Here is a 24,512-nt window from a genome sequence, read left to right as displayed (position 1 = left end):
GTGAAAAACATCTTCAAAAAGCACCGGATAGATTACTTGCTGTACGGCGGCTTCTCGGGTTTTTTGGTCATTCTGCTGGCTGTGGTCATCGGTTTGAGCTATACACTGTCGACCCGGGAAACCACCAGGAATACATCTTTCTACCAGCAGTCTTTACTCGGCGAACTGTATAATAAAGTCGAAATCCAGATGCGTTCGGTCGAAAATATTTCGCTTGCCGCCGCGCGGAATGCGGTTTTAACGGAATACGCCGGAGGAAGCGGCGACCCCTATGCGGATTATCGGAAAAGAGAAGAGTTGAAGTCGTTCCTGATGAACATCGTCAATGCGACACCTGTCATTCAGTCTATCCATTATTACACCAACCATGAAATTCCATCGGACACGCTAGGGCCGGTGGTATTTATCGATAATGAAAAAACTCCGGATGAACCATGGTACGGTTCCATCGAGAACGCGGATTTCGCCTGGCTGGGTGAGCATAGGATCAAATCTTTCAACGGAGAAATTCCCGTGATAAGCTTCGCAAGAAAGGTATATTCCGAAGCGGGTGATTATCGCGGCATTCTGGTGCTGAACTTGAAGGCGTCCGCCATCCAAAATTTGATAAGCGGGGAGAGGCCGGGGGTAAACCGGATTTTGCTGGACTCGGGCGGCCGGATTCTCACCTTGGTCGGCGACCCATTTATCGAACAGAAAATCGCGGAATATTTGTCAAACATGCACGACACGTCCGGTTATCTGAAAATTAGCAAGCCACAGGCGGAAGAGCATCTGCTCGTCTGGGCCAAACATTTTAACGGCAGCTGGATTCTTGTCGAGCTTACGCCTTGGGCACAGATTACGCAGGGCAGCGTGCGTACGGCGGTTGTTTTGGCGGCTGCAGGAGCATCTGCTGTGGTCATTTCCATGTTATTCACTTTACTTTTTTCAAACCAGTTCCTCAAGCCCATCCGCCTTTTGCTGGCGGAGATGGGCAGATACTCGGGCAGCGCGAAAAAAATCAATTTGCCGGAGGATTACCGGAACGAATTCGGTGTCCTTTTCTCCGGCTACAGGAAGCTGATCGACCGGATCCAGCAGCTGTATGTGTCACTGGAGGACCAGTATAAGCGTCAGCGCAGCGCCGAGATAAAAGCGCTGCAAGCGATGATTAATCCGCATTTTCTGTACAACACACTCGACCAGCTGAACTGGATGGCCATCGAAGCGGGACAGGACCGGATGAGCAGGATCCTTGAGTTGATGGGTACAATGTTCCGGATCGGACTGTCCAACGGGGAGAGCCTGATTACACTGCGTGAAGAGCTGCTGCACACGGAATGTTACCTGAAAATCCAGCAGCTGCGCTGGGAAGAAGGGCTGACGGTAGAGATCGACGTGCCGGAACAGCTGCAGCATTTTTTTATCCCCAAGATGACACTGCAGCCATTTGTGGAAAATGCGGTCATGCACGGCTTTACCGGGAGAAAAGAAGGCCGGATAGAGATTAAAGCTGCGGAGGAAGACGGAATGGTCGCTGTCCGCATCTCGGATAACGGCGTCGGGCTTAAACCGAACTGGGATGAAGCAAAGAAACGAAGTACCGGCGGATACGGCATCCGCAACGTGAGGGAACGGTTCGAGGCCTTTTTTGAAGGGGTGTACGAGCTGGAGATTAGAAATAACGACATTGGGAACGGAGTGACGGTGCTCCTTCGTCTGCCCGCTCTCCTCAGCAGGGAGATGGAGGAGGATCGCAACCGCGCTTGAACGAAAAAATCCCGCCCTGACAAGGGCGGGCTTCTGTGAAACTGCTATACTAATCGGCAGGAAAATTGGGACCATCCAGTTTTTTGTCAATATTACCGTCACCGTTGGTGTCCTCGCCTCTGTGGCGGTTTATATTTTCCTTTTCCTGCTGCTGCTGCATCTTGGAGTCTTTTTGTCGATTTGCCATTCCGCATTCCTCCCTCCGTCATCAATCTACAATTATAATGTTTGAAAAAGGTCCGCTTTTTATACCATATAAAAGACCTGCCTGGCTTTCATGTTTTCCTTAAGAACAAAAAGGGTAAATAAAGCCCCGACTATTGTGGAAAATAAGATGCTCTCTTCAGGAAGATACTTTCCACCTTTTCCACGATCGGGCCGTCTTGTTCCGACTCGCTCTTCACTTTCTGCCACTCCGGGTCGCTGCGGAAAGCTTCAAACCCGCGGTCGCGCGCTTCCATGTCAGCGAATTCCATGATATAGTAAAGCCGGTTGTGATCAGGGTCGATATCTTCCCAAAACTCGGTTACACGCATCCCGTGCTTGGCGAAAATACCCAAAGTGAAATTCGCAAAGCGGTCGTTGATCGCTTGCATTCTGCCTGGGTGCATGTGGTAAATACGGAGCTCGTAAAGCATGAAACATTACCCCTCTCGATCATTTGGTTGGGCTAGCTATAACCATTATAATCGAACATCCTTTTGGCGGGAATGAAAACACCGGAGGAAATGCAAAAAAATGGGCACCCGATCCTGGAGTTTTATCCATCTTCCTAAGAAAAACAAGCCCGCCGCAAGATACGATCTCAAAACACGAGAAAAGGGAGGTTTAACCGCGGCGAAAGATGGTAATTATTCATAAAAAGCAGCAAGGAAGGGAGAGGGCCGATATAGGATTCATTTTTATCCTGATCTATTTTGCCGTGATTTTCCTCGTTGTGGAAATTGCTATCGCGTTATTGATCACCACCGGCCTGGAGCCCCAGATTGCCAGGTTTCAAGTGGTTTCGATGATGACGTCCACAGGATTTACGACCAAAGAATCAGAGCTGATTCTAAGGCATCCCATACGCCGGAAAATTGCGGTGTTCCTCATTTTATTCGGGGCTTTCTCTCTGGCTGTAGTGATTTCGTCCATAAGCAATATTTTGGCGCAGAGCTTTCGAATCCCTCAGATGATAGGCATTTCTTTGTTTTTCGGACTTGTATTGCTTGTAGTCAAAAATAAAACCATCAGCGGAATGCTCTCAAAATCATTTCAGCAGGAGATGATAGATGATTTTGAACTCCATGAGCTGCCAATACAAGAAATTCTTTACATCAAGGAGACGGATCTGCTAACTGAAGTGCATATTTATAACGACTCCGAATCGGCAGATAAAGACATCGCTGACGTTTTTGTTCCGGAGGAAGATATGATGCTGCTTTTTATCCAAAGAGGCGATGAAAAAATTCGACGTGACCGCGAAAAATTGACCATACAAGCGGGAGATATTCTATTTATCTATGGAAACAAGACGACTATAGAAAAGACGTTTAAGTACGAGCTGAACAAAATGAAAAACATCATTCATGATGAGGGGAATATCTCGGCGTTGTAGTAAAACGAAGGCAGTCCGAACATGTTTTCACATTCGGACTGCCGCTTGGCTTGTACGGTTAGAAATGGTATAGTCAAGATCCTTGCTTTCATAAATGCTGCCCGACGGGAAGGAAATAGGCAGCGAAGCCGCAAAAGAGCTAGTCTCCGTCATTGAAAATCTTGTCGTACGAAAATCAACTGCGGTGCATTCAAGGGGATAACATCGATATACGCGCCGAACCAGGTCTGCCCACCCGCCGTGCAACTCAAAGAGTGTCGAACATCCGCTCGTTCGATTCCGTTCCCGGCTCCGCATATTGGATGGACATGTTGGCGGAATGCTCTCTCCAGCGGCGGTTGGCCTCATACAGCTCGATTTCGAGACGCTCCGCCTGTTCATGGGAAAGAGCAAAGGCAATTTCATTATTATTTTCATCATATGCCGTAATAAGGACATAGCTGTCTTGGGTTTCACGGGGAGTGACGTTGCTGATTTTCAAGTCCATATTTGACAGGCCGTATCTGACTTTCATTTCGATCATGGAAATACCTCCATAGCTGTTCTATACGTTAAGGTTCGCTATTGTGCGGTCAAATATGCAACAGGCAGTAACAGGCGAGTGGTGATGCGGGAGAACGTGAAGAAGCGGACCGCTTCGGGTCCGCTTGGACTTTTGTTCGAATGGTGAACTTGATCTTTCTGAAGCCAAGCCTGAAATTAAAAAGTTCGGCCGGAGAATCCGCCGAAGGAGCTCTGTACGCCTTGTCTGTTGTCCGGATTCACGCCTGCTGTAAAACCAGTGCGTCCCAGGTAAGCACTGCCGCCCATTTGAGCCGGACGGGAGGAATCTCCGCGCAGGTCCTGGTCATGTCCCGGCTGGTCTCCCTGATAGTTAGCCGCATGGTACTGCTGCGCGTACGGGTTGAATTGGCCGTAGCCGGCTTGGGACATGCCTGTATTGCCCATGCTGCTGCCCATTACGCTTTGGCCCATGCCGAAGGAGCTTCTGCCCATACCAGCACTACCCATGGAGCTGCCCATTGTGCTTTGTCCACCGAAAGAGCCTTGGCTCATACCATAGGAGCTTTGCACTCCTTGTCTGTTGTCCGGATTCACGCCTGCTGTAAAATCGGTACGTCCCAGGTAAGCACTGCCGCCCATTTGAGCCGGACGGGAGGAATCTCCGCGCAGGTCCTGGTCATGTCCCGGCTGGTCTCCCTGATAGTTAGCCGCATGGTACTGCTGCGCGTACGGGTTGAATTGGCCGTAGCCGGCTTGGGACATGACTGCATTGCCCATGCTGCTGCCCATTACGCTTTGGCCCATGCCGAAGGAGCTTCTGCCCATACCGGCATTACCCATAGTGCTGCCATAAGTGTTTTGACCCAGGCCGCTTCCGTAAATGCTTTGTCCGATGCCTCCGCCAAAAGAGCTTTGACCCATCCCGTAGGAGCTTTGTACGCCTTGTCTGTTGTCCGGATTCACGCCAGCCGTAAAGCCGGTACGGCCAAGGTACGCGCTGCCTCCCATTTGAGCCGGACGGGTGGAATCTCCGCGCAGGTCCTGATCATGTCCCGGCTGGTCTCCTTGATAGTTAGCCGCATGGTATTGCTGGACGTACGGATTGTATTGACCGTAGCCGGCCTGGGACATACCTGCATTGCCCATGCTGCTGCCGATTAGACTTTGTCCGCCGAAGGAGCTTTGGGACATGCCGCTGCCGATCGAACCGATCCCGGTGGAACGATTTCCAGTTGAAGTTGGGAAAGATTGTTGGAAGTTCATCGTATTCCTCCATAATAGGTGTACTTCCGGGACATATCCTTTTTTTCAGTCCGAAGGAAGCCTTTTATATTTTCAGTTACCGCTCATTTTTTTATGAATGGTTTTTATTGGAAATTTATAGATAGAAGAATAACAAAAACTCCTGTCGGAGGCTGTTTTAACCATAAAGAAAGTTTAAGTTCGTCTATGGCTTAACTCTCCCAAAATGAAAGCGCCAGGTATTTCGGCCGAAGATTTCCTGGAAATTTCCAAGCGTCTGAAAGTGGCGGCAAATATCCGTTAAATACCTATGCCTTTTCGGAGCCGGCGGGGTTTTATTGTTTTATGCAGCACCTGAGCAGTTTTTTCACATATTTTACATTATATCTATTAATAAACATCCGCTTAACATTATTTTAATAGTGCGATAACAAATTGAAACTACACTTATGAAGTAGACAAGCAATTAAATAGAAAAAAGCGGAGGTTGTTTCGTTGAAGAAAGTAACAAAGACTATAGTGGCTTCCAGTTTGGCCCTCGGTTTAGTTTCGGCTCCTTTCATTGCCCAGTACAAGGATGTAGCCAAAGCAGCCGAGGTTAAAGCTCCCTCGAAGAATTTGATTGTTATCATCGGAGACGGTATGGGGCCTGCACAAGTAACGGCTGCGCGCTATTATTCCAAAAAGTTTTTGGGCAAGGACCGTCTGGAAGGGTTTGATAATGGAACTTACGTAGGGAAATCCACTACATACTCGCAACAGAGCCCTTACAGCACCGAATCGGGTGCGGTGACGGATTCCGCAGCGGCGGGTACGGCTTTTGCGACAGGCAATAAAACGTACAACAATGCAATCAGTGTTTCCAATAACGAAGTTGCCAAGCCTTTCGCTTCCGTCATTGAAGCTTCCATCAAAGCGGGCAAAGCAACAGGACTTGTGACAACCGACAACATTAACGGAGCTACACCTTCCGTGTACGCGACTCACGTCCGTCTGCGCAGCAACCAGAATGCCATCGCCTCGCAGTATCTGGACAGCGGAGTGAATGTGTTGTTCGGCGGCGGCAAGACAAATTTTGTAACGAAGGAAGAAAAAGGAAAGCGCACGGATAAATCCATCATTGCCGATTTTGAAGCTAAGGGTTATAAGACGGCATATGATAAAAGCGGTTTGAATGCCATCCCGAACGACACCGACAAAGCGCTTGGAATTTTCGCGATGAACGAAATTCCTTACGTGCTGGATCGCAATGACAAGACGCCTTCCTTGCCGGAAATGTCGCAAAAAGCGATCGAAATCCTGTCCAAAAACAAAAATGGCTTCACCATGATGATTGAGGCAGGGCGTATCGACCACGCCGGACATGCCAACGACCTTCCTGCCAATATTCAAGAGACTTTGGAAATGGATGCGACGATTAAAGCGGTGATGGAGTTCGCCAAAAAAGACGGCAATACCTCCGTTGTTGTCACAGCCGACCACGAAGCAGGCGGAATGACGCTTGGGATCAACAATGTTTACGAATTGAATGTGGATCTGTGGAACAAAGAAAAGCACTCTTACGAATACATTGATAAAATGCTCCAGGAGGCCAAAACGGCCGACGAGATCAGAAAAATTGTTGCTGACAATACAGGCTTCAATGACCTGTCCGACGACGAAGTCAACCTGATCCTGAACGGTGACGGATCTTCCTATAAGCGTGCCGGCGGTTACGATGCGGTTATGTCCAAGAGACTTTCCGTAGGTTGGACCGGACATGGCCACACTGGGGTAGACGTAGGAGTTTGGGCATACGGCCCTATTGCCGACCTGGTTAAAGGAGATATCGACAACACGGATATCGCCAAATCCGGAGCAAAAGTGATCGGTGTGGATCTGAATGCCGCTACACAAGAGCTGCAGGCCAAATATTTATACCCTATGTTTAAAGTTTCGCGTGAGGGAGCAGTCCTCTTCCCGGTTAGAGCATTGGCAACGGAATTGGGAGCAACTGTAGCATGGGACGATGCCGCACGTAGCGCCGTTCTAACACAAGGCAGCAACAAATTTGAGTATAACGTAGATTCCAAGAAGCTGATGCTCAACGGAGCTGACAGCAGCATTAATGCTCAAGTGGATAACGGTTCGCTCTATATGAGCCTGGACGCGTTCAACCAATTGACCGGCAAGAATATGACTTGGGATAAACTTTCGGAGAGAATTGTAAAGTAATTTAACCTGGTTTGAAAATTCTTTGGGATCGGCAGGGAAGCATGCTTCCCTGCCGATTTTTCCTAATGGAGGTTTAGTGATGATTGAGATTTCGAATATGAAGAAAAGCTTTTATTTGCACGGTACGGAAGTTCCCATCCTGGATATTAAAGAATGGAACGTTAACAAAGGACAAAGAATCGCAATCATCGGACCGAGCGGATGCGGGAAAAGCACGCTCCTACACCTTCTGGGAGGCGTGATAGCCGTGGACCGCGGAGAACTGGCCGTTGCTTCGAAACCTCTGCATTCGTACACCGAATCCCAGCGCGACGCATTCAGGGCGGCAAATGTTGGGTACATTTTTCAGGATTTTCACCTGATTTCCTCGCTGACGGCAAAACAAAATGTGGAGTTAGTGTTACCGCGAAAATTAGGCGCCAAAGAAAAACGGGACCTGATACATCAGTGGTTTGAAAAAGTTGGGCTGCAGGACCGTATGAACCATCTGCCTTCCCAGCTTTCCCGCGGCCAGCAACAAAGGGTAGCCATTATACGCGCTTTGATCAATAATCCGCCGATTATTTTGGCTGATGAGCCGACAGGCAGCCTGGACTGGGAAACAGCCGGCGAAATTATGAATTTGCTGCTCGAATTATGCGAAACCGAAGGGTCAACGCTAATAACCGTTACGCATGACCTGCATTTGGCCAAGCTTTTTCCGGCACAGGTTCACATGACCGACATTAATGTGCTGGGCCTCAGCGACAGGGATAAGCAACACTCCAATCAAGAAAGTAAAGGGGAGAAGGTAGGATGAGTTTGCTTCATCTTTTATGGAGAAATATGATTTACCGCAAAATGCTTTCCCTTCTTACCGTGTTTTCCGTGGCTGTGACAGTGGCGTTAATTATTTTTCTCGAGCTGTGCAGCGCGGGTGTCGAGCATGGAGCCGAAAAAGGATACGGACCTTTCGAACTTGTCATCGGCGCAAAAGGCAGCAAAACGCAGCTGTCTTTGAACACTTTCTATCATGTGGGCACGCCGACGGGCAATATTCCTTATGAGATCGCCGAACAACTGAAGAAGGAAGATCAGGTTGACGCTGCTTATGCAATGACTACTGGGGATAATTACAACGGATATCCGATCGTGGGGATTGACCCAGGTTATTTTAACACAAGATACGGCGACCGCAAACTGGCCTCAGGCAAGCTGTACGGACAGCTGGGGGAAGCGGTGGTAGGCTCTTATGTCGCCAAAACGATGGGACTTAAGGTCGGGGATACGTTTAAAGGCGGACATGGCTTGGTAAAAGAGAGTGGACATGCGGGGGAAGAACATCACGCTGACGGCCATGATTCGGCTGGGCATGACGCGGCAGGCAATAATGCAGCGGGCCAGGATGCAGCTGGCCACGATGCGGCTGGGCATGACGAAGACGAGCATGACCATTTTGTTTACACTATTGTCGGCATTCTTCCTAATTTAAATACTTCCGACGACCGCGCCGTATTTACGACATTGGACTACGCTTGGGCTGTGCACAACACGCAGCAAGGTGAACACAAAGACGTGACCGCCCTGATGGTCAAACCGAAATCGCTGCTTGGAGCCCAGACCATTAAATTGAAATACGACAAAATCGATAACGTGCAGGCGGTCTATACGAGCAAGGCGGTTGCCGATGTGGTCAATATGGTCGATAAAGGAACCCAGGTGATTAGTGTCGTAACCGTTATTTGTATCCTGCTCGCGGCAATTTCCATTCTGCTGTCACTGATAGCAGCGGTGAATGAAAGGAAAAAGGATGTCGGACTGCTGCGTTTGATAGGAAAGTCGAGAAGATTCGTTTGGCTCGTTTTAATCGGGGAGGGCTTGCTTTTGACCGCGACAGGACTTATTTTAGGTATGGTGATCGGTCATATTGGGAGCTTCTTGAGCACCGATGCTCTGTTTGACTTTTCCGGTATTCAAATCGACGCATGGACGTTCGCATCAGGCGAATGGTTGCTGATCACCGGCACATTGATTATTGGCGCCCTGGCATCTTTGGGTCCGGCTTTGAAAGTGTATCGGGTCGATCCTCTCCAACTGTTCAGATCTTGAGGTGATTGTATTGAAAAGAAATCATATGATATTTGCTTTGGCTTTCTTGATTGTGATGGCCGGGTGCGGAAAGAAAAGTGAAGTTGCCGACAAAGGCCCGCAGTCATTTTCGATGGCCCAGAGCAATCAAGCTTCAGGCACGGATAATCAGCCCAAAGCCACACAGAGTGATGCCGGCAACAGTGCTGCAAACAGTGCTTCAAGCTCTGCGAGCCCAAGCGAGACTAATAAAGCTGACGTCCACAAGCCGGCACCCGCTGCTCAGGCGGTTCCCGAAGCATCTCCCTCTGCTGCGCAACCCGCGCCTGTCCAGACATCTGCGGCGGCAGCGGAGAAAACACCTGCTGTAAAGGGGACAAGTCCCGCAGCGCCTTCAAATGCACCGGCTGCTCCACAGAATAAAACTGCCCCCGCAAGTAAAGAGGCGGAGCCGGTTAACCCGGCCCCGGCGGCGAAGGAAGCACCCGTTTCGGAGGTGAAGCCGGAAAAGAAAAATGCGGCCGCTGCAACAAACTCTGGCGCAACAAACTCTAATGAGATTAAGTGGTCTGAATTTTTCGATAACGACAAGCAGACGACTCCGTCAAACAAATTCTGGGATTTAAATGGGAAAACGGTGCAGATCAAAGGGTTCATGGGCGAGGTGCTTTCCTTTGAAAAGCACTGGTTTCTGATCATTCCCCAGCCGGGTGCAGAATGCCCGTTCGACAATGGCGATGAATCTTATTGGAACAAGATCATGATCGCCTTCGTCCCCGACGATACGAAGCTGAGGTTTACTTCTGGCCCGCTTAAAATCACCGGAAGATTGGATGTCGGCATTAAGTTGGACCAATCCGGATATAAAACGATGTTCCGGCTGTATGACGCCCATTTTGAGAAAATAAAAGAGTAAGGCCTGTACTCTTCGCGCAAACAACGGCGAAAGGGTATGGAATGTGCTTGTACAAGAGCCGTCCTATTAGTGGTTTTATCCACTTGGGACGGCTTTTTGTGCGCTTGTCAGCGAAATCGACTAAGGAGTAAAAGTCTCCTGTACATCGCTAGGCAGTTCAATTGGCTTGGCCAACTTCGCCCCGAAGACTGGTCTATTTGAAGTATCAGCGGATTCACACGACTTTATTATATAACAATAAAATTTTTAAAAAACAGTATTGCACAGTGTTAGATTGTGATATATAATAAAAACATAAATAAACAACTGTTATAGTACATAAAACAAGAGAGGGGGTGTTCGTATGGACTGCCCGAACTGCGAAGGAAACGGAGAACTGGAACGTCCCGCTTTTGTTGCCGAGAAGGAAGACCGCGAAGGCACGCATAAGGAAGCGCCCGGCAGGATGGTTAACGTTGTATGCCCCAGATGCAATGGAAGCGGATATCTGGAAGTGTGATCCAAGTGTTCAACGATTTAACAAATAAAATCTTTTTACAAGGAGAGGTTACGATGAATCGTCAACAACAATTGGAAATGCTGCAGGACAGCTGGAACTCTGAACGCTATGCAGGAATTAAACGTCCTTACACTCCGGAGGATGTGCTTCGGCTCCGCGGTTCGCTGCTTGTGGAGCATACGCTTGCCAAGAAGGGCGCTGAGAAGCTGTGGAAGCGGGTGAACGAAGAAGATTTTGTACCGGCGCTTGGCGCATTAACAGGAAACCAGGCGGTGCAGCAGGTAAAAGCGGGTTTACAAGCGATCTATCTGAGCGGTTGGCAGGTGGCGGCGGACGCGAACCTTTCCGGCCATATGTATCCTGACCAGAGCTTGTATCCGGCCAACAGTGTGCCGCAAGTAGTGAAGCGGATCAATCAGGCCCTTCAGCGCGCCGATCAAATCCAGCATGCCGAACAGAAAGGAGACATCGACTTCTTCGTGCCGATCGTGGCCGATGCGGAAGCGGGCTTTGGGGGAACGCTCAATGTGTTCGAATTGATGAAAAGCATGATTGAAGCAGGTGCCGCAGCCGTACATTTTGAAGACCAGCTCGCTTCGGAGAAAAAATGCGGACATATGGGAGGCAAAGTGCTGCTTCCGACCCAGCAGGCGATCCGTCATTTGATTGCTGCAAGGCTTGCCGCCGATGTAATGGGAGTGGAGACGGTGCTGATTGCAAGGACGGATGCCAACGGAGCAAAGCTTCTTACGAGCGACGTGGATGACTACGATCACCGTTTCATGACGGGCAAACGCTCTCCCGAAGGCTTCTTCTATGTGAATGACGGCATTGAACAAGCCATCTCCCGCGGCCTGGCCTACGCTCCTTTCGCAGATATGATCTGGTGCGAGACGTCCGAGCCGAATCTGGAGGAAGCGAGACGTTTTGCCGAGGCCATACATGCAAGATATCCGGATAAATTGCTGGCCTACAACTGTTCACCGTCGTTTAACTGGAAAAAGAAGCTGGATGACGCAACCATCGCGAGCTTCCAGAAAGAACTCGGACGGATGGGATACAAATTCCAGTTCATAACGCTTGCAGGCTTCCACACTCTGAACCACAGCATGTTCGAGCTCGCCAGGGATTATAAAGAACGCGGCATGTCCGCCTACTCCGAGTTCCAGCAGGGTGAATTTGCAAGTGAGGTACGCGGCTACGAGGCAACGCGTCATCAAAGAGAGGTTGGAACGGGGTATTTTGATGAGGTGTCGCAAATCATTGCGGGCGGAAGCTCAACGACAACAGCATTATCGGGCTCAACGGAAGAAGAACAGTTCATAATGAACTGCAGCTTTTAATCGGACTGGGGGATGGAAGAATGTACGGTGAAGGCATACAAACTAAGGAAACGGCCGGCAAACATAGCTATGATGATATTCTTACTCCGGAAGCGATTGAATTTGTTTCAAAATTAGAAAGACAGTTCGGACCCGAGCGCAGAAAGCTGCTGGAATTAAGGAAGGAGCGGCAGGCGAGGATAGATGCTGGTGAGCTGCCCGACTTTTTGCCCGACACAGGGCATATCCGGAGCGGAGAGTGGAAGATTGCTCCGATTCCGCAGGATTTGACGGACCGCCGAGTCGAAATTACGGGCCCTGCGGGCGACAGGAAAATGGTCATTAATGCCTTCAATTCAGGAGCAAAGGTTTATATGTCAGATTTTGAGGACGCGAACTCGCCGACTTGGGAAAACACGCTGGACGGTCAGATCAATCTCAGGGATGCGATTAACGGTACGATCAGCTTCACGAATCCCGACGGAAAGACCTACAGCTTGCAGCCTGACGCAGCTGTGCTGAAAGTCCGCCCCCGCGGATGGCACATGGAAGAAAAGCATCTGTACGTGGATGGAGCGCCGGTTTCCGCCAGCATGTTCGATTTCGGACTCTTCTTTTTCCATAATGCTCGGACTTTGATTGAAAAAGGCAGCGGACCTTACTTTTATTTGCCCAAAATGGAAAGCCATCTGGAAGCACGCTTGTGGAATGATATGTTTTTGTTCGCCGAGCAGGAGCTCTGGATGCCCAAAGGCACCATTAAAGCGACTGTGCTGATCGAGACGATCCTGGCAGCGTTCGAGATGGATGAAATTTTATACGAGCTGCGCGAGCATATGGCAGGATTGAACTGCGGCCGCTGGGACTATATTTTTAGTTATATCAAAAAGATGCGCAACCAGCCCGATGTCATTTTGCCGGACCGCAGCCTCGTTACAATGGAATCTCCTTTTATGGAGGCGTACTCGCTTCTTGCCATCAAGACCTGCCACAAGCGCAATGCGCATTGCATCGGCGGTATGGCGGCCCAAATCCCGGTGAAAGGCGACCCCAAGGCTAATGTAGAAGCTATGGATAAAGTGCGGAACGACAAATTGCGCGAAGCGCGGAATGGACACGACGGAACTTGGGTGGCGCATCCCGGACTGGTAAAAGTGGCGATGGACGTATTCAACGAAGCGATGCCGACGCCGAACCAAATTCACAAACAGCTTGACTCGATTAATATAGACGCTTCCAAGCTGCTCGAGGTTCCGAAGGGACCTATTACGGAGCAGGGGGTACGCACAAATATAAGCGTAGGCATCCAATACCTGGAGGCTTGGCTTAGAGGAAATGGCGCGGTGCCGATCCGCAATTTGATGGAAGATGCAGCGACAGCCGAAATTTCAAGGGCGCAGCTGTGGCAATGGATCCGCCATCCGCGCGGGATTCTCGATGATGGACGCAAATTGACCGTTGAATTATTCCGTCAGATGATGAGTGAGGAGCTGGAAGCGATCAAGAACGAATCGGCGCCTGCGGAGCGGTCTGACAGAAAGTTTGACGAGGCCGTCGAATTGTTTGACAAAATGACCGCGGCCGATGATTTCGAGGACTTTTTGACGCTGCAGGGTTACAGGTATCTGGATTAATCTCTTGAAGGAGTGAGACGGATAATGATGAGTACAGAAACAGCCCGCAGATCGGTGGACTGCCCAAGCTGTGGCGAAACGCACGAAGAACCGGCTATACACGGTGGCAGCGAATGCCGGAGCTGCACAGAGACCGCGCTGTATCCTTTATCGCCTCTATATATGACATTGTATAACAGTCTAATACAGGAGTAATACAGTTTGTTTGCAGCTATTCTCGGGAATAGCTGTTTTTCTTTCTGTTTTAGGTTATAATGGCTGAAACAGTATAATACAGTTTTGGCTGAGGTGTTCTATATGAGTGAAGATAATCACGAAGAATTGGTAACCAAGCACGAGCAAATTATTCAGTATATCGAATCTCTCGAAGTAGGAACCCGGTTGTCCGTCCGCAAAATAGCCAAGGAACTCGAAGTGAGCGACGGCACCGCCTACCGGGCGATCAAGGAAGCGGAAAATCTCGGCATCGTCAGCACGAAAGGAAGAACGGGGACGATCCGAGTGCAGCGCAAAGAGAATGTGAAGATCGACAAGCTGACTTTTGCCGAGATCGCGAGTATGGTGGATGGAAAAGTGCTGGGCGGAGCCGCCGGACTGAATAAATCGTTAAACAAATTTGTTATCGGCGCCATGCAGCTCGAAGCGATGCTGCGTTATGTCGAGCCGGGTAATCTTGTTATTGTGGGCAACCGCACCAAGGCTCAGTTCAACGCTCTTACCCAGGGCGCAGGGGTTCTGATTACAGGAGGATTCGAACCCGGTTCTGAAGTAATACGGAAGGCGGATGAACTGGAGCTTCCCGTGATCAGCTGTTCTTACGATACTTTTTCGGTGGCGACGCTCATTAATCGCGCAATCGACGATCGGCTGATCAGGAAGAAAATTATTCTCGTCGAGGATATTTTGCGCCGGGATACACCCATTGTTTCTTTAAGGGAAAAAAGCTCGGTCGAGGACATGCGGAATCTGGTTGAAGAGACGCGCCATACCCGATTCCCCGTGCTGGACGGGGCTGGACGGCCGATTGGCGTAGTTACGACCAAAGACGTCATTGCGGCGAATCCGGGCGAAATCATCGATCATTATATGACGAAAAACCCTCTTACCATTACGGCCCAGACCTCCGCTGCCGCAGCAGCCCATACGATGGTGTGGGAAGGGATAGAGCTGCTGCCGGTCGTGGATCCCGAGCAGCGGATGGTAGGGGTCATTACCCGCAAAGACGTGCTCAAAGCGATGCAGTCCATTCAAATGCAGCCGCAGAACGGCGGGACCTTCGAGGATATGATCTGGTCGGGATTCAAGGAAATGCGGGACGAGAAAGGGAGTGTGTATTTTCGCGGAGCCGTCTCCCCTCAGATGACCAATTACATCGGAATGGTATCCGAAGGGGTACTCGTTACCTTGCTGATGCGCGCCGCTTATCACACCGTCAAGGAGCATAAGAAGGGCGACCTGATTGTGGACAGCAATGCGAATTATTTTCTCGTACCGGTTCAAATGGAAGACATCATCGATATTGTGCCGAACATAATTGAGATGAGCAGAAGGTTTTGCAAAATGGACATTGAAATTTTCAGCAAAGGGAACTGCATTGCCAGATCGATGTTTACCGCCCGTTTAATCAACAATGCTTGAACCGGCTTTACAGTAAATTCGTTTGACATGTCAGTAAACAGGACGTAAAATTATTTTACTGTCTTACATTAAATTCTCGTTAGGCGAGGCTACTATACAAACACAGGCCATTGCCCGGAAACGTCGAAAGACGCCAATGGGTCGAACAGGTATTGCCGGATTAAGGCTTTACTTAACATGGCTGAGCCAAAGCAGTTGCTCTACGTTGTATAGTGCTAAAGCTAAACTAGGGGGATGCTGACTTCGTTTTGTGTTGAAGTTTTCACCCCCTAACTTGTTTAGGGGGTTTTTGTTCTAAGACAAGAAAGTATAAATCCAAGGGCAGAGGGCTCTATGCAGCAGCCGGTACTACTACCTTGGATAGGGAGGAAGTCGCGATGCCGGCAGCAAAAACATTCTATTTAAGCCGAATTCTCGGCAATAAAGTATGGGCAGGGGATGAAGCGGCGGGAAAGCTGGCCGATCTCATTGTCGACGTAAGCGCGGTCCGGCCGCGAGTGATTGCGGTTAAGCTTAAAATGGCGAATAAGGTAAAAATCGTCGATTTTGCGGATTTCACGATTTCGAAGAGGAGCAAGCAGTATTACATCGAATGTGTGAATATGAGAGACATTGCCGTACCTGCCGAAAATACGCTGTTTCTCGTCAAGCATGTGCTCGATAAACAAATCGTCGATATGTTCGGGAGAAAAGTGGTCCGGGTGAACGACCTTCGTCTTGCCGCTCTATCGGACGGCATCTATCTGGTCGCCGCGGATGTCGGGTTCGAAGGTCTGTTAAGGCGGCTGGGTGCGGCAAAGCCTCTCAAAGCCATGCTGAAGCCGCTGGGGATCAGCATACCGAGCCAGCTGCTGCTTTGGGACGACGTGGAAACAATCGATTTTCAGCATAAGGGCATTATGCTTTCCAAGTCGTACACGAAGCTGTCCACACTGCATCCATCCGATCTGGCGGACATACTGGAGGATTTGGATCGTTCCACGCAGCTCGCAGTTTTTGCTTCTTTGGACGAAGAGAAGGCGGCCGATGTGCTGGAAGAGCTTGAAACGGACGCCCAGATCAACGTGATCGAGAGCCTTTCCGTGGATAAAGCGGCGACGATGCTGGAGCGGCTGCCTGCTGATGAAGCGGCGGATATTTTGGAGGAAATGGATGAAGACAAGGCGCAGGAAATATTGAATGAAATGGAGAAAGAAATCTCGGAGGAAGTCCGCGAGCTCATGGAATATCCCGAGAAATCAGTCGGCAGTCTCATGACGACCGACTTCATCGCTTTCACTGAACGGACGACAGTGAGCGAGGCGATTCAGGAACTGAGAACGCTGAAGCCGGAGTCGGACACCGTGTATGACCTTTATATTGTAGATGAAGGCGAAAAGCTGATTGCCCATCTTTCATTGAGGGATTTGATTCTGGCGGAACCGGACAGCATACTGGGAGAAATCGCGAACCGGGAGATTGTCTTTGTCACGGACGATGAAGAATTAGACACCTTGTATGAGACGCTATCCAAGTATAATTTATTGTCCGTGCCGGTGGTAGACGGCCGGATGGTTCTTTTGGGAACGGTCGTCATTAACGATGTAGTATATAACCTGCTGAAATCGAGAAGAAAAAAAGCATAGAAGGGAGGAAATGGCCATGGGAATGAGCGGGGTTAAGAAATCGAATTGGTGGAGCCGGTTGCTGGTATTTTTAGCACTGCTCGGTCCGGGAATCATTACTGGCAGCGTGGATAACGACGCCGGGGGCATTACAACCTATTCCGTAGCGGGAGCGAGTTACGGATATAAGCTTTTGTGGACACTGATCCCCGCATTTATCGTGCTTTTAATCGTGCAGGAGATGAACGCCAGGATGGGTATCGTCACCGGAAAGGGTTTGGCGGACCTCATCCGTGAAAATGCCGGCGTAAAGGTCACCTTTTTCATTTTTGTGGGCCTGCTGTTTGCCGATATCACCAATACGATGACAGAATTTGCCGGTGTCGCGGGCAGCATGGAAGTATTCGGCGTTACCAAATATATCTCTGTCCCGCTTGCCGCGGCGGCAGTGTGGCTGTTGGTCGTCAAAGGGACGTACCGGTTTGCCGAGAAAATCTTTTTGATTTTCAGCGTGGCCCTGCTTTCCTATATCGTATCCGCGTTAATGGGCAAACCCGATTGGTCCGAGATCGGTCACGCCGTGAGCCACCCGGAAATGAAGTTTAATCTGGATTACATTTCCACTGTCATCGGCATCATCGGCACGACGATCGCACCATGGATGCAGTTTTACATGCAGTCCGCAGTCATCGAGAAAGGTCTTAAAGTGGAGGATTACAAATACACCCTGCTCGACGTAACGGTTGGCTGTGTGGCTACGATTGTGGTTGCTTTTTTCATTATGGTTGCATGCGGTTCGACGCTTTATGCCAATGGACACGGCACGCCGATCACGGATGCCAAGGATGCGGCGCAAGCCTTGAAACCTTTTGCCGGCGCCATGGCTTCACAGGTTTTCGCATTCGGCCTGTTTATCGCTTCCATTTTCTCGGCAACGATCCTGCCGGTTGCTACAGCCTTTTATGTATGCGAAGCGTTCGGATTTGAAGCCGGTATCGAGAAAAAGTGGAGGGAAGCGCCCCAATTTTACACGCTTTATACGATCATTCTTATCCTGTCCGCAGGGATCATCTTGATACCGAACGCTCCGCTCATTTCCATCACGCTTTGGTCCCAGAGATTCAACGGCATCCTGCTTCCGGTGGTTCTTATTTGCATGATGCTCCTGGTCAACAATAAAGAAGTGATGGGCGAATTTACCAACAAAACATGGAACAACGCGATCGGTTGGGTGACCATCGTCATTCTGGTGGTTTTATCGCTACTGCTGTTCGTTCTTTCCCTGTTTTAACCGCCCGGGCCATTAATATCGCATAATTATGGCGCCCGCATTGGATGGCTACAGCTTCTTGATGCGTATTTTGCTGATCATCAAAAATGCCAGGATCAGCGCGGCGTAGGCAGCGAAACCGTAAACTGCGGGAAACCAGAGCAGCACACTTAATATCAATCCTCCCGCCGTGATCGGCAAACCTTCAAAATATCCTTTGGTCGGATGGGTGTTGAATCGCGCCAATCTCAATGCGCCCGCCATCGGAAATACCATTAAAGCGGCTGTGGAAGCGATTTGATGGGGGACCGTTTCAAACAGCGCGAGTGCCGGAACAACTCCAAAGCTGACGACATCCGCCAAAGAATCAAGCTCGACGCCAAATTCGCTGGTGACTTTCAGGGTGCGGGCTATTTTTCCGTCAAATAAATCAAACAGGGCCGAGCATAGTACCAAAACAGGGGCGATGATCGGCAGATTATGGACGATGAACACCAGCGCGAGGATCCCGCAGCCTAAATTCAATAAGGTGAAAAGGTTGGGAAACATGCGGACCATTCGCTGCAAAGAATCATATCCTCTCGTCGACAGGTTTATAGAAAATTTAAAGCAGGCGTGACGTTTAACTATTTTTTCCATTTGTCAATCTTGCTATACCCGGAGGAACAGAGATGGATCAAGTGAAAAGGAATCCGCCAGATTTTATTCTTTTATTTTTAACCATTCTATTGGTTTGTATAGGCCTGTGTGTCGTATTCAGCGCAAGCTCGATGACATCGATCATTAAATTCAAGGATGCCTGGCATTTCGAGACAAAACAATTAATGTGGGCGTGCCTGGGCATGACAGCCATGTTCTTTTTTATGAATCTGCATTATTTGAAATTAAGGAAATGGTATTTGGCGCTCTTTGCGATTGTTTCTTTTCTGCTTGTCCTGGTTATTCTGGTGGGAACTAAGGTGAACGGACATAGAAGCTGGTTTGGGATCGGTTCTTTCGGAATCCAGCCTACTGAATTTGCAAAGCTGGCTTTAGTTATTTATTTGGCCGCTCTCATTACTAAAAAAGGCGACAATTTTTATCTTTTTAAAAAGGGGCTGCTGCCGGTCATTATCATCATCGGCCTCGTTTGCGGGTTAATTATGATGCAGCCGGATATCGGTTCGGTGATTGTCATTGTACTAAGTTCGGCAATTTTAATTACTGTCGGCGGGGCCAATGTAAAGCATCTTCTCGGAATCGTTCTGGTCTTTTCCCCTCTCGCGGTCATTATCGTATCTGCAAAAAGCTACCGGATGGAGCGGTTCACCTCCTATTTGAACCCGTGGAAAGATACGCAGGGCTCTTCTTATCAATTGGTGCAGTCGATTTACGCTTTTGCACATGGAGGGGTAGGAGGTGCAGGATTCGGAAGAGGCATTCAAAAGGCGTTTTATTTGCCGGAAGCCCATACCGATTTCATTTTTTCCGTTATCGGCGAAGAATTGGGGCTCATCGGGAGCGTGCTTTTTCTGCTCATTTACTTGCTGCTCATTTGGAGAGGAATTATTGTATCCCTTCGCTGCTCCAGCGAATTCGGCACGTTGGTGGGGATCGGTATCATTTCCATGATTGCCGTACAGGCTCTCATTAACTTGGGTGGAGTAACGGGAAGCATTCCGATCACGGGAGTACCTCTTCCATTTATTAGCTATGGCGGTTCTTCTTTACTCTTTTGCTTGTCCGGTATGGGAATTCTATTAAATATTTCTCGTGATTATAAACAAAGCAAACAAAAAATGGCCGAGCATGAAATTACAAAGTAAGTAATTCATGCTCGGCTTTATGATGCAGCTGTACGCTAAGCACCAGTCCGATCGAAATGATATTCGTCAATAAAGAACTTCCCCCGTAGCTGACAAAAGGCAGAGCAATGCCTGTTAGAGGCATTAATCCGGTATGCATGGCGATATTCTCAAAAATCTGCACAGTAAACATAGAGATGATCCCCACGACAATGTAGCTCCCAGATAGATCCTCGCAAGAGATAGCAATCCGTATAATCCGATAGATCAGCAGAAAATAAAGCAGGATTAAAACCGCGGATCCCACGAAACCGAACTCTTCTCCGATCACGACAAAGATAGAATCCGCATAATCGTAGGGAATAAACCCGGCCTGGACAAGGGGACCCTGTACAAATCCCGCGCCTTTCATTCCTCCTGTGCTTATTGCGCTGATGGAATTTACAACGTGCCAACTGTGCGCCGGGTCGCTGGAAGGATCCAGGAACGTCTGCACGCGGTGCAGCTGGTGGGGTTTCACGATTTTCGAGAAAAGTGCAAAGTCATAAAAGTACAAGCCAGTCACGAAAGCTATTATTGCTGAAAGGGATATGCTGCCGATCAGTACGTGGGACATTTTGATATTACCGAGCCAAAGCATACCCAGGAAAATACATACAAACACAATCGAAGTTCCCAGATCCGGCTGCATAAAGATCATAATGAAAGGTACGGCAAGGATGGCTCCCAAAGGAACAAGATCTCCCCAAAACCGAAGCTCTTCCCCATTTCGTTTCTCCAACCATTTAGCGAGCAGTAAAACGATAAAAACCTTCATCAGCTCCGAGGGTTGAAACTGCATCACCGCGAGGTTGATCCACCTTCGAGAGCCGTTGATGTTCATTCCTTTAAACATAACGAAGACCAGCATGAGAATCCCCGCGCCGTAAAGGTAGGGAGACAGCTTTCGCACCAGGAAGCGATAGTCCATTAAAGCAATTGCCAGCATGGGCAGCATCAGAACTGTAAAAGTGACTAAATTATTGATGTGCAGCCCCTGGTACTTGGTGTTGTGTGTGGCGCTGTAGATGACAGCCGTACTGATGACCAAAAAGCATCCCAAAATAAGTAGAATTCCGATATCCAATTGTTTTAATTTTCTAAGCATGAAGAGTCTCCTGTTTGTCGATTAGCTTCAATGAAGATTATATAACAGATTGATTAAATGTCGATTAAAATTTTGGCCTCGGGAAAAACTGCCTGCCGCAATGGATGCGACAGGCAGTTTTTTTGTTTTAGTAGAGTGTCTGGAAGCTTTAACCTAGTCAATCCGGCAAGATTTCCGGACCAAACGATACAATGTGGTAGGTAGCGATGAAGATTTTGTTAAAGTCTTCCAGTTCTACTTCGGTAGGACCTTCGACTTCAACACTCTCTGCAGGGTTGTTGCTTCTTTCCAGCACGATAAGAGGACTGGAGACCCACGCTATCTGAATATTCCGGCGTATATAAAAAACAGTGAACTTATGATAAAATAAAGTTATCGTCTGATCCGTGCACAGTGCGGATTTTTTTCTGTCAAATGAAAATTTTTGTTAAAATTCTGTGAAACCAATTATATGTGATATTGCGTATTGTCTCCTACTCGATAGAACCTGATGCAGGATCATTACGCTGGCAGCAGCAGGAGGTGCATAAGCTATGAATGAAGAACCTGGTCCCGGCGTATGCCAAAACAATCATGAAGGTTATTACAGCTTTTACAGCACGGAAATGGATAAAAATGGCTTGTCCTCAATGGAGAAGGAATTGCGCGGGGCTTTGGAGCGCCGCGAACTGACGGTTTTTTATCAGCCGCAAGTCAATATCCGTAATGGAAAAGTAGTCGGGATTGAGGCGCTTATCCGTTGGAAGCATCCGGAGCGGGGCATGGTTGCCCCTGATGAAATTATCCGTTTGGCCGAACAAACCGGACTGATCTATCCTGTTGGAGAGTGGGTGCTCAAGACTGCCTGCGCACAAAATAAAGCTTGGCAGGACCAGGGCTACGAGCCGATGGTTATGTCCGTAAACCTCTCTCCCCGCCAGTTCGAGAAGAATGATATTATCGATGTGATCATCAACACACTGCATGAAACCGGTCTTGCTGCAGAATATCTTGATCTCGAAATTACCGAGACGATGGCGATGAACGTGGATCGCACGATTAGCACTTTACAGAAACTGAAATCGCTCGGCGTTCATATTAGCATGGACGATTTTGGAAAGGGTTACAGTTCGCTGTCTTACCTTAAACTTTTCCCCATCGACAGCTTGAAAATCGATCAATCCTTTATACAGGAATGCCCGTTCGACGCCAGTGACGCCACGATTGTCAAAACCATTATTTCCATGGCGCATAATCTGAATCTGAATGTGGTCGCGGAAGGCGTGGAAACGAGGGAACAGCTTGTATTTCTGCAGCAGCATTTGTGTAATGAGGCACAGGGTTATTTGTTTAGCAAACCGCTTTCAGCGGGGGAACTGGAGCAGCTCTTCTTTGAATTGCCCAACAAGTTGCAGGAGTATGGGATGGACAACGCTGTCACCGAGCAGGTCTGGATCGAGGAACAGCTTCGCGCTGCCCGGCAGGATCTGGAAGATACGGTCCGTCGGCAGCAGGGAATGACCTTCAAGATTAAAAAGCAGGACGGGCGATTTATTCATACGCTGTGTGACGGTGAGCTGCTTTATCGTTTGGGGTTCTCTCCGCAGCAAATTATTGGAAAAGAGCTTTTCGATTTTTTGCCTGAAGATCAGGCCGTCCGCAAGACTTACTATTACAGCAGGGCTTGGACAGGAGAGGAAATCACCTACGAAAGCGAATTGAACGGGATTTGGTATATGGCCTCCCTGCGGCCGATCAGGCGCGGAGGCAGCGTGGTCGAGCTGATCGCTTCTTGTGTGGACATCACAGGACGTAAGCGCACGGAGGAGGAGCTTAAGGCGACCAAGGATCAACTCGAGTCCTTCATCGACAACAATTCTGACGCCATATGGATCGTTGATTTGCAGAAGAAGGTGCTCAGGGTGAATCAGGCTTTCGAAAAAATGTTCGGCTGGAGTTCGGACGAGTTAATAGGCCAAACTATACCTTATATACCCGAGGGGTTCGAAAATGAGTTTTGTTTTCTGATTGAACTTTTATTAAAAGGCGATGTCATTACCAACTATGAAACGGTGAGAACCCGTAAGGACGGCGCAGTGATCGACGTAAACATGACCGTGTCGCCTGTCCGCGATTCAAAAGGGGTTACCGTGGCAGCTGCCGGCGTACTGCGTGATATATCCGAGAGAAAGACAGTGGAGTCGGCGATTAAAAAAACCAACGAGAAATACCGGCTCATTGCGGATAACATGTCGGATTTGATTTTGATGCTGGAAGTGAACGGGGAAATAAGGTATGCCTCGCCTTCCCATGAAAAGGTTTTAGGAATCCTGCCCGTGCATATTGAAAGGAAATCGATTTTCGATTTGGTGCTTCCTGCCGATAAACCCGGCATTGAACAAGCTTTCTCGAAAATGCTGATGACAAAGTCCCCCCAGCAAGCTGAATTCTCATTAAAACTGCAAAACGGGAAAAGGACCTATGTTGAAGCCAAAGGCACCCCGGTATTGAGGGAAGACGGCGAGTTGGACAGCATTATCGTTGTTTCCCGCGATATTTCCGAGAGGAAAGAAGCCGACGAGCTTTTGCGCAAATCCCAAATATTGGCCGCGGTAGGTGAATTGGCTGCGGGCGTGGCCCACGAAATCCGTAATCCGCTGACAGCGATTAAAGGATTTGTACAACTATTAAGGCGCGAGAAGGTTAAAGCCGAATATTTTGAAATCATTTTTTCGGAATTTAAATCTCTTGAATCCATAATCAATCAATTTCTTATGCTCGCCAAACCGCAAACATCTGAACACGAGCCTGCGGATCTGGAAAAGCTTTTGGAAGAGGTATTGCTGATTTTGGAGGGACAAGCTGTTCTTAATAATGTACGAATCATTACTGAATACGACAATAGGCTCATGCAGATAATCGGGGATAAAAATCATTTGAAGCAAATGTTCGTGTATCTTGTAAAAAATGCGCTGGAATCCATGCCCCAGGATGGCAAAGTGCTGGTACAAACGAAACTGTTGGATAAACAGAAAATCAAGATCAGTGTCATCGACCACGGATGCGGAATCAGCGAAGAAAGATTGAAACGGTTAGGCGAACCGTTCTACAGCAACAAAGAAAAGGGAACCGGGCTGGGGTTAACCATTTGCCACAAAATTGTGAGAGAACACGGCGGTAGCATCCAGTTCTTCAGCGAGGAAAGCAGGGGCACGACAGTTGAAGTCATACTCCCCTGTGAGCTGAGACATGAGATGAGGGTAGCTGAAATGGATTAGGACTTGCTTGAAAAAAAAACAGATCCGAATGCCGTGCAGGGTCTGCTTTTTTATTTGTATAA

General features: G+C 48.7%; 20 protein-coding genes and 1 riboswitch. Of the genes, 14 read left to right on the top strand and 6 right to left on the bottom strand.

Features of this window, described 5'->3' with window-relative positions:
• Positions 1 to 1,752, top strand: a complete 1,752-nt coding sequence (locus ACZ5N7_RS08550; RefSeq protein WP_464658728.1) for a cache domain-containing sensor histidine kinase — start codon at positions 1 to 3, stop codon at positions 1,750 to 1,752.
• A gap of 49 nt (positions 1,753 to 1,801) precedes the next feature.
• On the opposite strand, the gene ACZ5N7_RS08545 is transcribed toward ACZ5N7_RS08550, so the two are convergent.
• A complete protein-coding gene (locus tag ACZ5N7_RS08545; RefSeq protein ID WP_464658726.1) occupies positions 1,802 to 1,939 on the bottom strand; it encodes a hypothetical protein in 138 nt (45 codons plus the stop codon).
• A 130-nt stretch (positions 1,940 to 2,069) separates the two neighbouring features.
• A complete protein-coding gene (locus ACZ5N7_RS08540) occupies positions 2,070 to 2,390 on the bottom strand; it encodes an NIPSNAP family protein (protein WP_464658725.1) in 321 nt (106 codons plus the stop codon).
• Between the two features lie 206 nt (positions 2,391 to 2,596).
• Here ACZ5N7_RS08540 and ACZ5N7_RS08535 point away from each other — a divergent pair, with 206 nt between their 5' ends.
• On the top strand, positions 2,597 to 3,352 hold the full coding sequence (locus ACZ5N7_RS08535; RefSeq protein WP_464658724.1) for a TrkA C-terminal domain-containing protein: 756 nt from the start codon (positions 2,597 to 2,599) through the stop codon (positions 3,350 to 3,352).
• Positions 3,353 to 3,599: 247 nt separating this feature from the next.
• On the opposite strand, the gene ACZ5N7_RS08530 is transcribed toward ACZ5N7_RS08535, so the two are convergent.
• Together ACZ5N7_RS08530 and ACZ5N7_RS08525 are read right to left on the bottom strand one after the other, a co-directional pair.
• Positions 3,600 to 3,875, bottom strand: coding sequence for a hypothetical protein (locus ACZ5N7_RS08530; RefSeq protein ID WP_464658722.1), 276 nt, complete (start codon positions 3,873 to 3,875; stop codon positions 3,600 to 3,602).
• Positions 3,876 to 4,051: 176 nt separating this feature from the next.
• A complete protein-coding gene (locus ACZ5N7_RS08525; protein WP_464658720.1) occupies positions 4,052 to 5,119 on the bottom strand; it encodes a hypothetical protein in 1,068 nt (355 codons plus the stop codon).
• 474 nt (positions 5,120 to 5,593) lie between these two features.
• On the opposite strand from ACZ5N7_RS08525, the gene ACZ5N7_RS08520 reads away from it, so the two are divergent.
• The 10 genes from ACZ5N7_RS08520 (at position 5,594) to ACZ5N7_RS08475 (ending at position 18,283) form a co-directional block, all read left to right on the top strand.
• A complete protein-coding gene (locus tag ACZ5N7_RS08520; RefSeq protein WP_464658718.1) occupies positions 5,594 to 7,312 on the top strand; it encodes an alkaline phosphatase in 1,719 nt (572 codons plus the stop codon).
• A gap of 79 nt (positions 7,313 to 7,391) precedes the next feature.
• Entirely contained in the window at positions 7,392 to 8,111 is a 720-nt protein-coding gene (locus ACZ5N7_RS08515; RefSeq protein WP_464658716.1) for an ABC transporter ATP-binding protein, read from the top strand.
• Positions 8,108 to 9,400, top strand: coding sequence for an ABC transporter permease (locus ACZ5N7_RS08510; RefSeq protein WP_464658714.1), 1,293 nt, complete (start codon positions 8,108 to 8,110; stop codon positions 9,398 to 9,400). The genes ACZ5N7_RS08515 and ACZ5N7_RS08510 overlap by 4 nt, the downstream gene beginning before the upstream one ends.
• Positions 9,401 to 9,410: 10 nt before the next feature.
• Positions 9,411 to 10,295: a hypothetical protein gene (locus ACZ5N7_RS08505; protein WP_464658712.1), complete on the top strand. Its 885-nt coding sequence runs from the start codon at positions 9,411 to 9,413 to the stop codon at positions 10,293 to 10,295.
• A 343-nt stretch (positions 10,296 to 10,638) separates the two neighbouring features.
• Positions 10,639 to 10,794: a CpXC domain-containing protein gene (locus tag ACZ5N7_RS08500; protein WP_464658710.1), complete on the top strand. Its 156-nt coding sequence runs from the start codon at positions 10,639 to 10,641 to the stop codon at positions 10,792 to 10,794.
• 53 nt (positions 10,795 to 10,847) lie between these two features.
• Entirely contained in the window at positions 10,848 to 12,137 is a 1,290-nt protein-coding gene (aceA, locus tag ACZ5N7_RS08495; RefSeq protein ID WP_464658708.1) for an isocitrate lyase, read from the top strand.
• A 20-nt stretch (positions 12,138 to 12,157) separates the two neighbouring features.
• Positions 12,158 to 13,750 carry a malate synthase A gene (gene aceB, locus ACZ5N7_RS08490; RefSeq protein ID WP_464658707.1) on the top strand — a complete coding sequence of 531 codons (1,593 nt, stop codon included), beginning with the start codon at positions 12,158 to 12,160 and terminating at the stop codon, positions 13,748 to 13,750.
• Positions 13,751 to 14,047: 297 nt separating this feature from the next.
• A complete protein-coding gene (locus ACZ5N7_RS08485) occupies positions 14,048 to 15,388 on the top strand; it encodes a DRTGG domain-containing protein (RefSeq protein WP_464658705.1) in 1,341 nt (446 codons plus the stop codon).
• Between the two features lie 68 nt (positions 15,389 to 15,456).
• Positions 15,457 to 15,628: riboswitch (M-box (ykoK) riboswitch) on the top strand.
• A gap of 137 nt (positions 15,629 to 15,765) precedes the next feature.
• Complete coding sequence (locus tag ACZ5N7_RS08480) at positions 15,766 to 17,013, top strand: magnesium transporter (RefSeq protein ID WP_464658704.1); 1,248 nt, start codon at positions 15,766 to 15,768, stop codon at positions 17,011 to 17,013.
• Between the two features lie 16 nt (positions 17,014 to 17,029).
• Positions 17,030 to 18,283: an Nramp family divalent metal transporter gene (locus ACZ5N7_RS08475; protein WP_464658702.1), complete on the top strand. Its 1,254-nt coding sequence runs from the start codon at positions 17,030 to 17,032 to the stop codon at positions 18,281 to 18,283.
• A gap of 48 nt (positions 18,284 to 18,331) precedes the next feature.
• On the opposite strand, the gene pssA is transcribed toward ACZ5N7_RS08475, so the two are convergent.
• Positions 18,332 to 18,820 carry a CDP-diacylglycerol--serine O-phosphatidyltransferase gene (gene pssA / locus ACZ5N7_RS08470; protein WP_464659199.1) on the bottom strand — a complete coding sequence of 163 codons (489 nt, stop codon included), beginning with the start codon at positions 18,818 to 18,820 and terminating at the stop codon, positions 18,332 to 18,334.
• A 113-nt stretch (positions 18,821 to 18,933) separates the two neighbouring features.
• Between pssA and ftsW the strand changes: the two genes are divergently transcribed.
• Positions 18,934 to 20,067 (top strand): putative lipid II flippase FtsW, encoded by a 1,134-nt coding sequence (gene ftsW, locus ACZ5N7_RS08465; protein WP_464658700.1) that lies wholly within the window; start codon positions 18,934 to 18,936, stop codon positions 20,065 to 20,067.
• Here the strand turns inward: ftsW and ACZ5N7_RS08460 are convergent.
• Entirely contained in the window at positions 20,057 to 21,193 is a 1,137-nt protein-coding gene (locus ACZ5N7_RS08460) for an FtsW/RodA/SpoVE family cell cycle protein (RefSeq protein WP_464658699.1), read from the bottom strand. The genes ftsW and ACZ5N7_RS08460 overlap by 11 nt on opposite strands.
• 533 nt (positions 21,194 to 21,726) lie before the next feature.
• Here ACZ5N7_RS08460 and ACZ5N7_RS08455 point away from each other — a divergent pair.
• Positions 21,727 to 24,450, top strand: coding sequence for an EAL domain-containing protein (locus ACZ5N7_RS08455; RefSeq protein WP_464658697.1), 2,724 nt, complete (start codon positions 21,727 to 21,729; stop codon positions 24,448 to 24,450).
• Positions 24,451 to 24,512 lie beyond the last annotated feature (62 nt).

This window comes from Paenibacillus sp. JCM 18996, assembly GCF_055392555.1.
Note: the sequence above shows the minus strand (reverse complement) of the source record. Positions and strands in the feature narration are given on the sequence as shown.

Excerpts from the sequence above, each read along its gene's own strand:
- ACZ5N7_RS08545 (WP_464658726.1), bottom strand. The coding sequence starts at position 1,939 with ATGGCAAATCGACAAAAAGACTCCAAGATGCAGCAGCAGCAGGAAAAG.
- ACZ5N7_RS08530 (WP_464658722.1), bottom strand. The coding sequence starts at position 3,875 with ATGATCGAAATGAAAGTCAGATACGGCCTGTCAAATATGGACTTGAAA.
- ACZ5N7_RS08525 (WP_464658720.1), bottom strand. The coding sequence starts at position 5,119 with ATGAACTTCCAACAATCTTTCCCAACTTCAACTGGAAATCGTTCCACC.
- aceA (WP_464658708.1), top strand. The coding sequence starts at position 10,848 with ATGAATCGTCAACAACAATTGGAAATGCTGCAGGACAGCTGGAACTCT.
- ACZ5N7_RS08455 (WP_464658697.1), top strand. The coding sequence starts at position 21,727 with ATGAATGAAGAACCTGGTCCCGGCGTATGCCAAAACAATCATGAAGGT.
- ACZ5N7_RS08535 (WP_464658724.1), top strand. The coding sequence starts at position 2,597 with ATGGTAATTATTCATAAAAAGCAGCAAGGAAGGGAGAGGGCCGATATA.
- aceB (WP_464658707.1), top strand. The coding sequence starts at position 12,158 with ATGTACGGTGAAGGCATACAAACTAAGGAAACGGCCGGCAAACATAGC.
- ACZ5N7_RS08510 (WP_464658714.1), top strand. The coding sequence starts at position 8,108 with ATGAGTTTGCTTCATCTTTTATGGAGAAATATGATTTACCGCAAAATG.
- ACZ5N7_RS08475 (WP_464658702.1), top strand. The coding sequence starts at position 17,030 with ATGGGAATGAGCGGGGTTAAGAAATCGAATTGGTGGAGCCGGTTGCTG.
- ACZ5N7_RS08485 (WP_464658705.1), top strand. The coding sequence starts at position 14,048 with ATGAGTGAAGATAATCACGAAGAATTGGTAACCAAGCACGAGCAAATT.
- ftsW (WP_464658700.1), top strand. The coding sequence starts at position 18,934 with ATGGATCAAGTGAAAAGGAATCCGCCAGATTTTATTCTTTTATTTTTA.
- ACZ5N7_RS08540 (WP_464658725.1), bottom strand. The coding sequence starts at position 2,390 with ATGCTTTACGAGCTCCGTATTTACCACATGCACCCAGGCAGAATGCAA.
- ACZ5N7_RS08500 (WP_464658710.1), top strand. The coding sequence starts at position 10,639 with ATGGACTGCCCGAACTGCGAAGGAAACGGAGAACTGGAACGTCCCGCT.
- ACZ5N7_RS08460 (WP_464658699.1), bottom strand. The coding sequence starts at position 21,193 with ATGCTTAGAAAATTAAAACAATTGGATATCGGAATTCTACTTATTTTG.
- pssA (WP_464659199.1), bottom strand. The coding sequence starts at position 18,820 with ATGGTCCGCATGTTTCCCAACCTTTTCACCTTATTGAATTTAGGCTGC.
- ACZ5N7_RS08480 (WP_464658704.1), top strand. The coding sequence starts at position 15,766 with ATGCCGGCAGCAAAAACATTCTATTTAAGCCGAATTCTCGGCAATAAA.
- ACZ5N7_RS08515 (WP_464658716.1), top strand. The coding sequence starts at position 7,392 with ATGATTGAGATTTCGAATATGAAGAAAAGCTTTTATTTGCACGGTACG.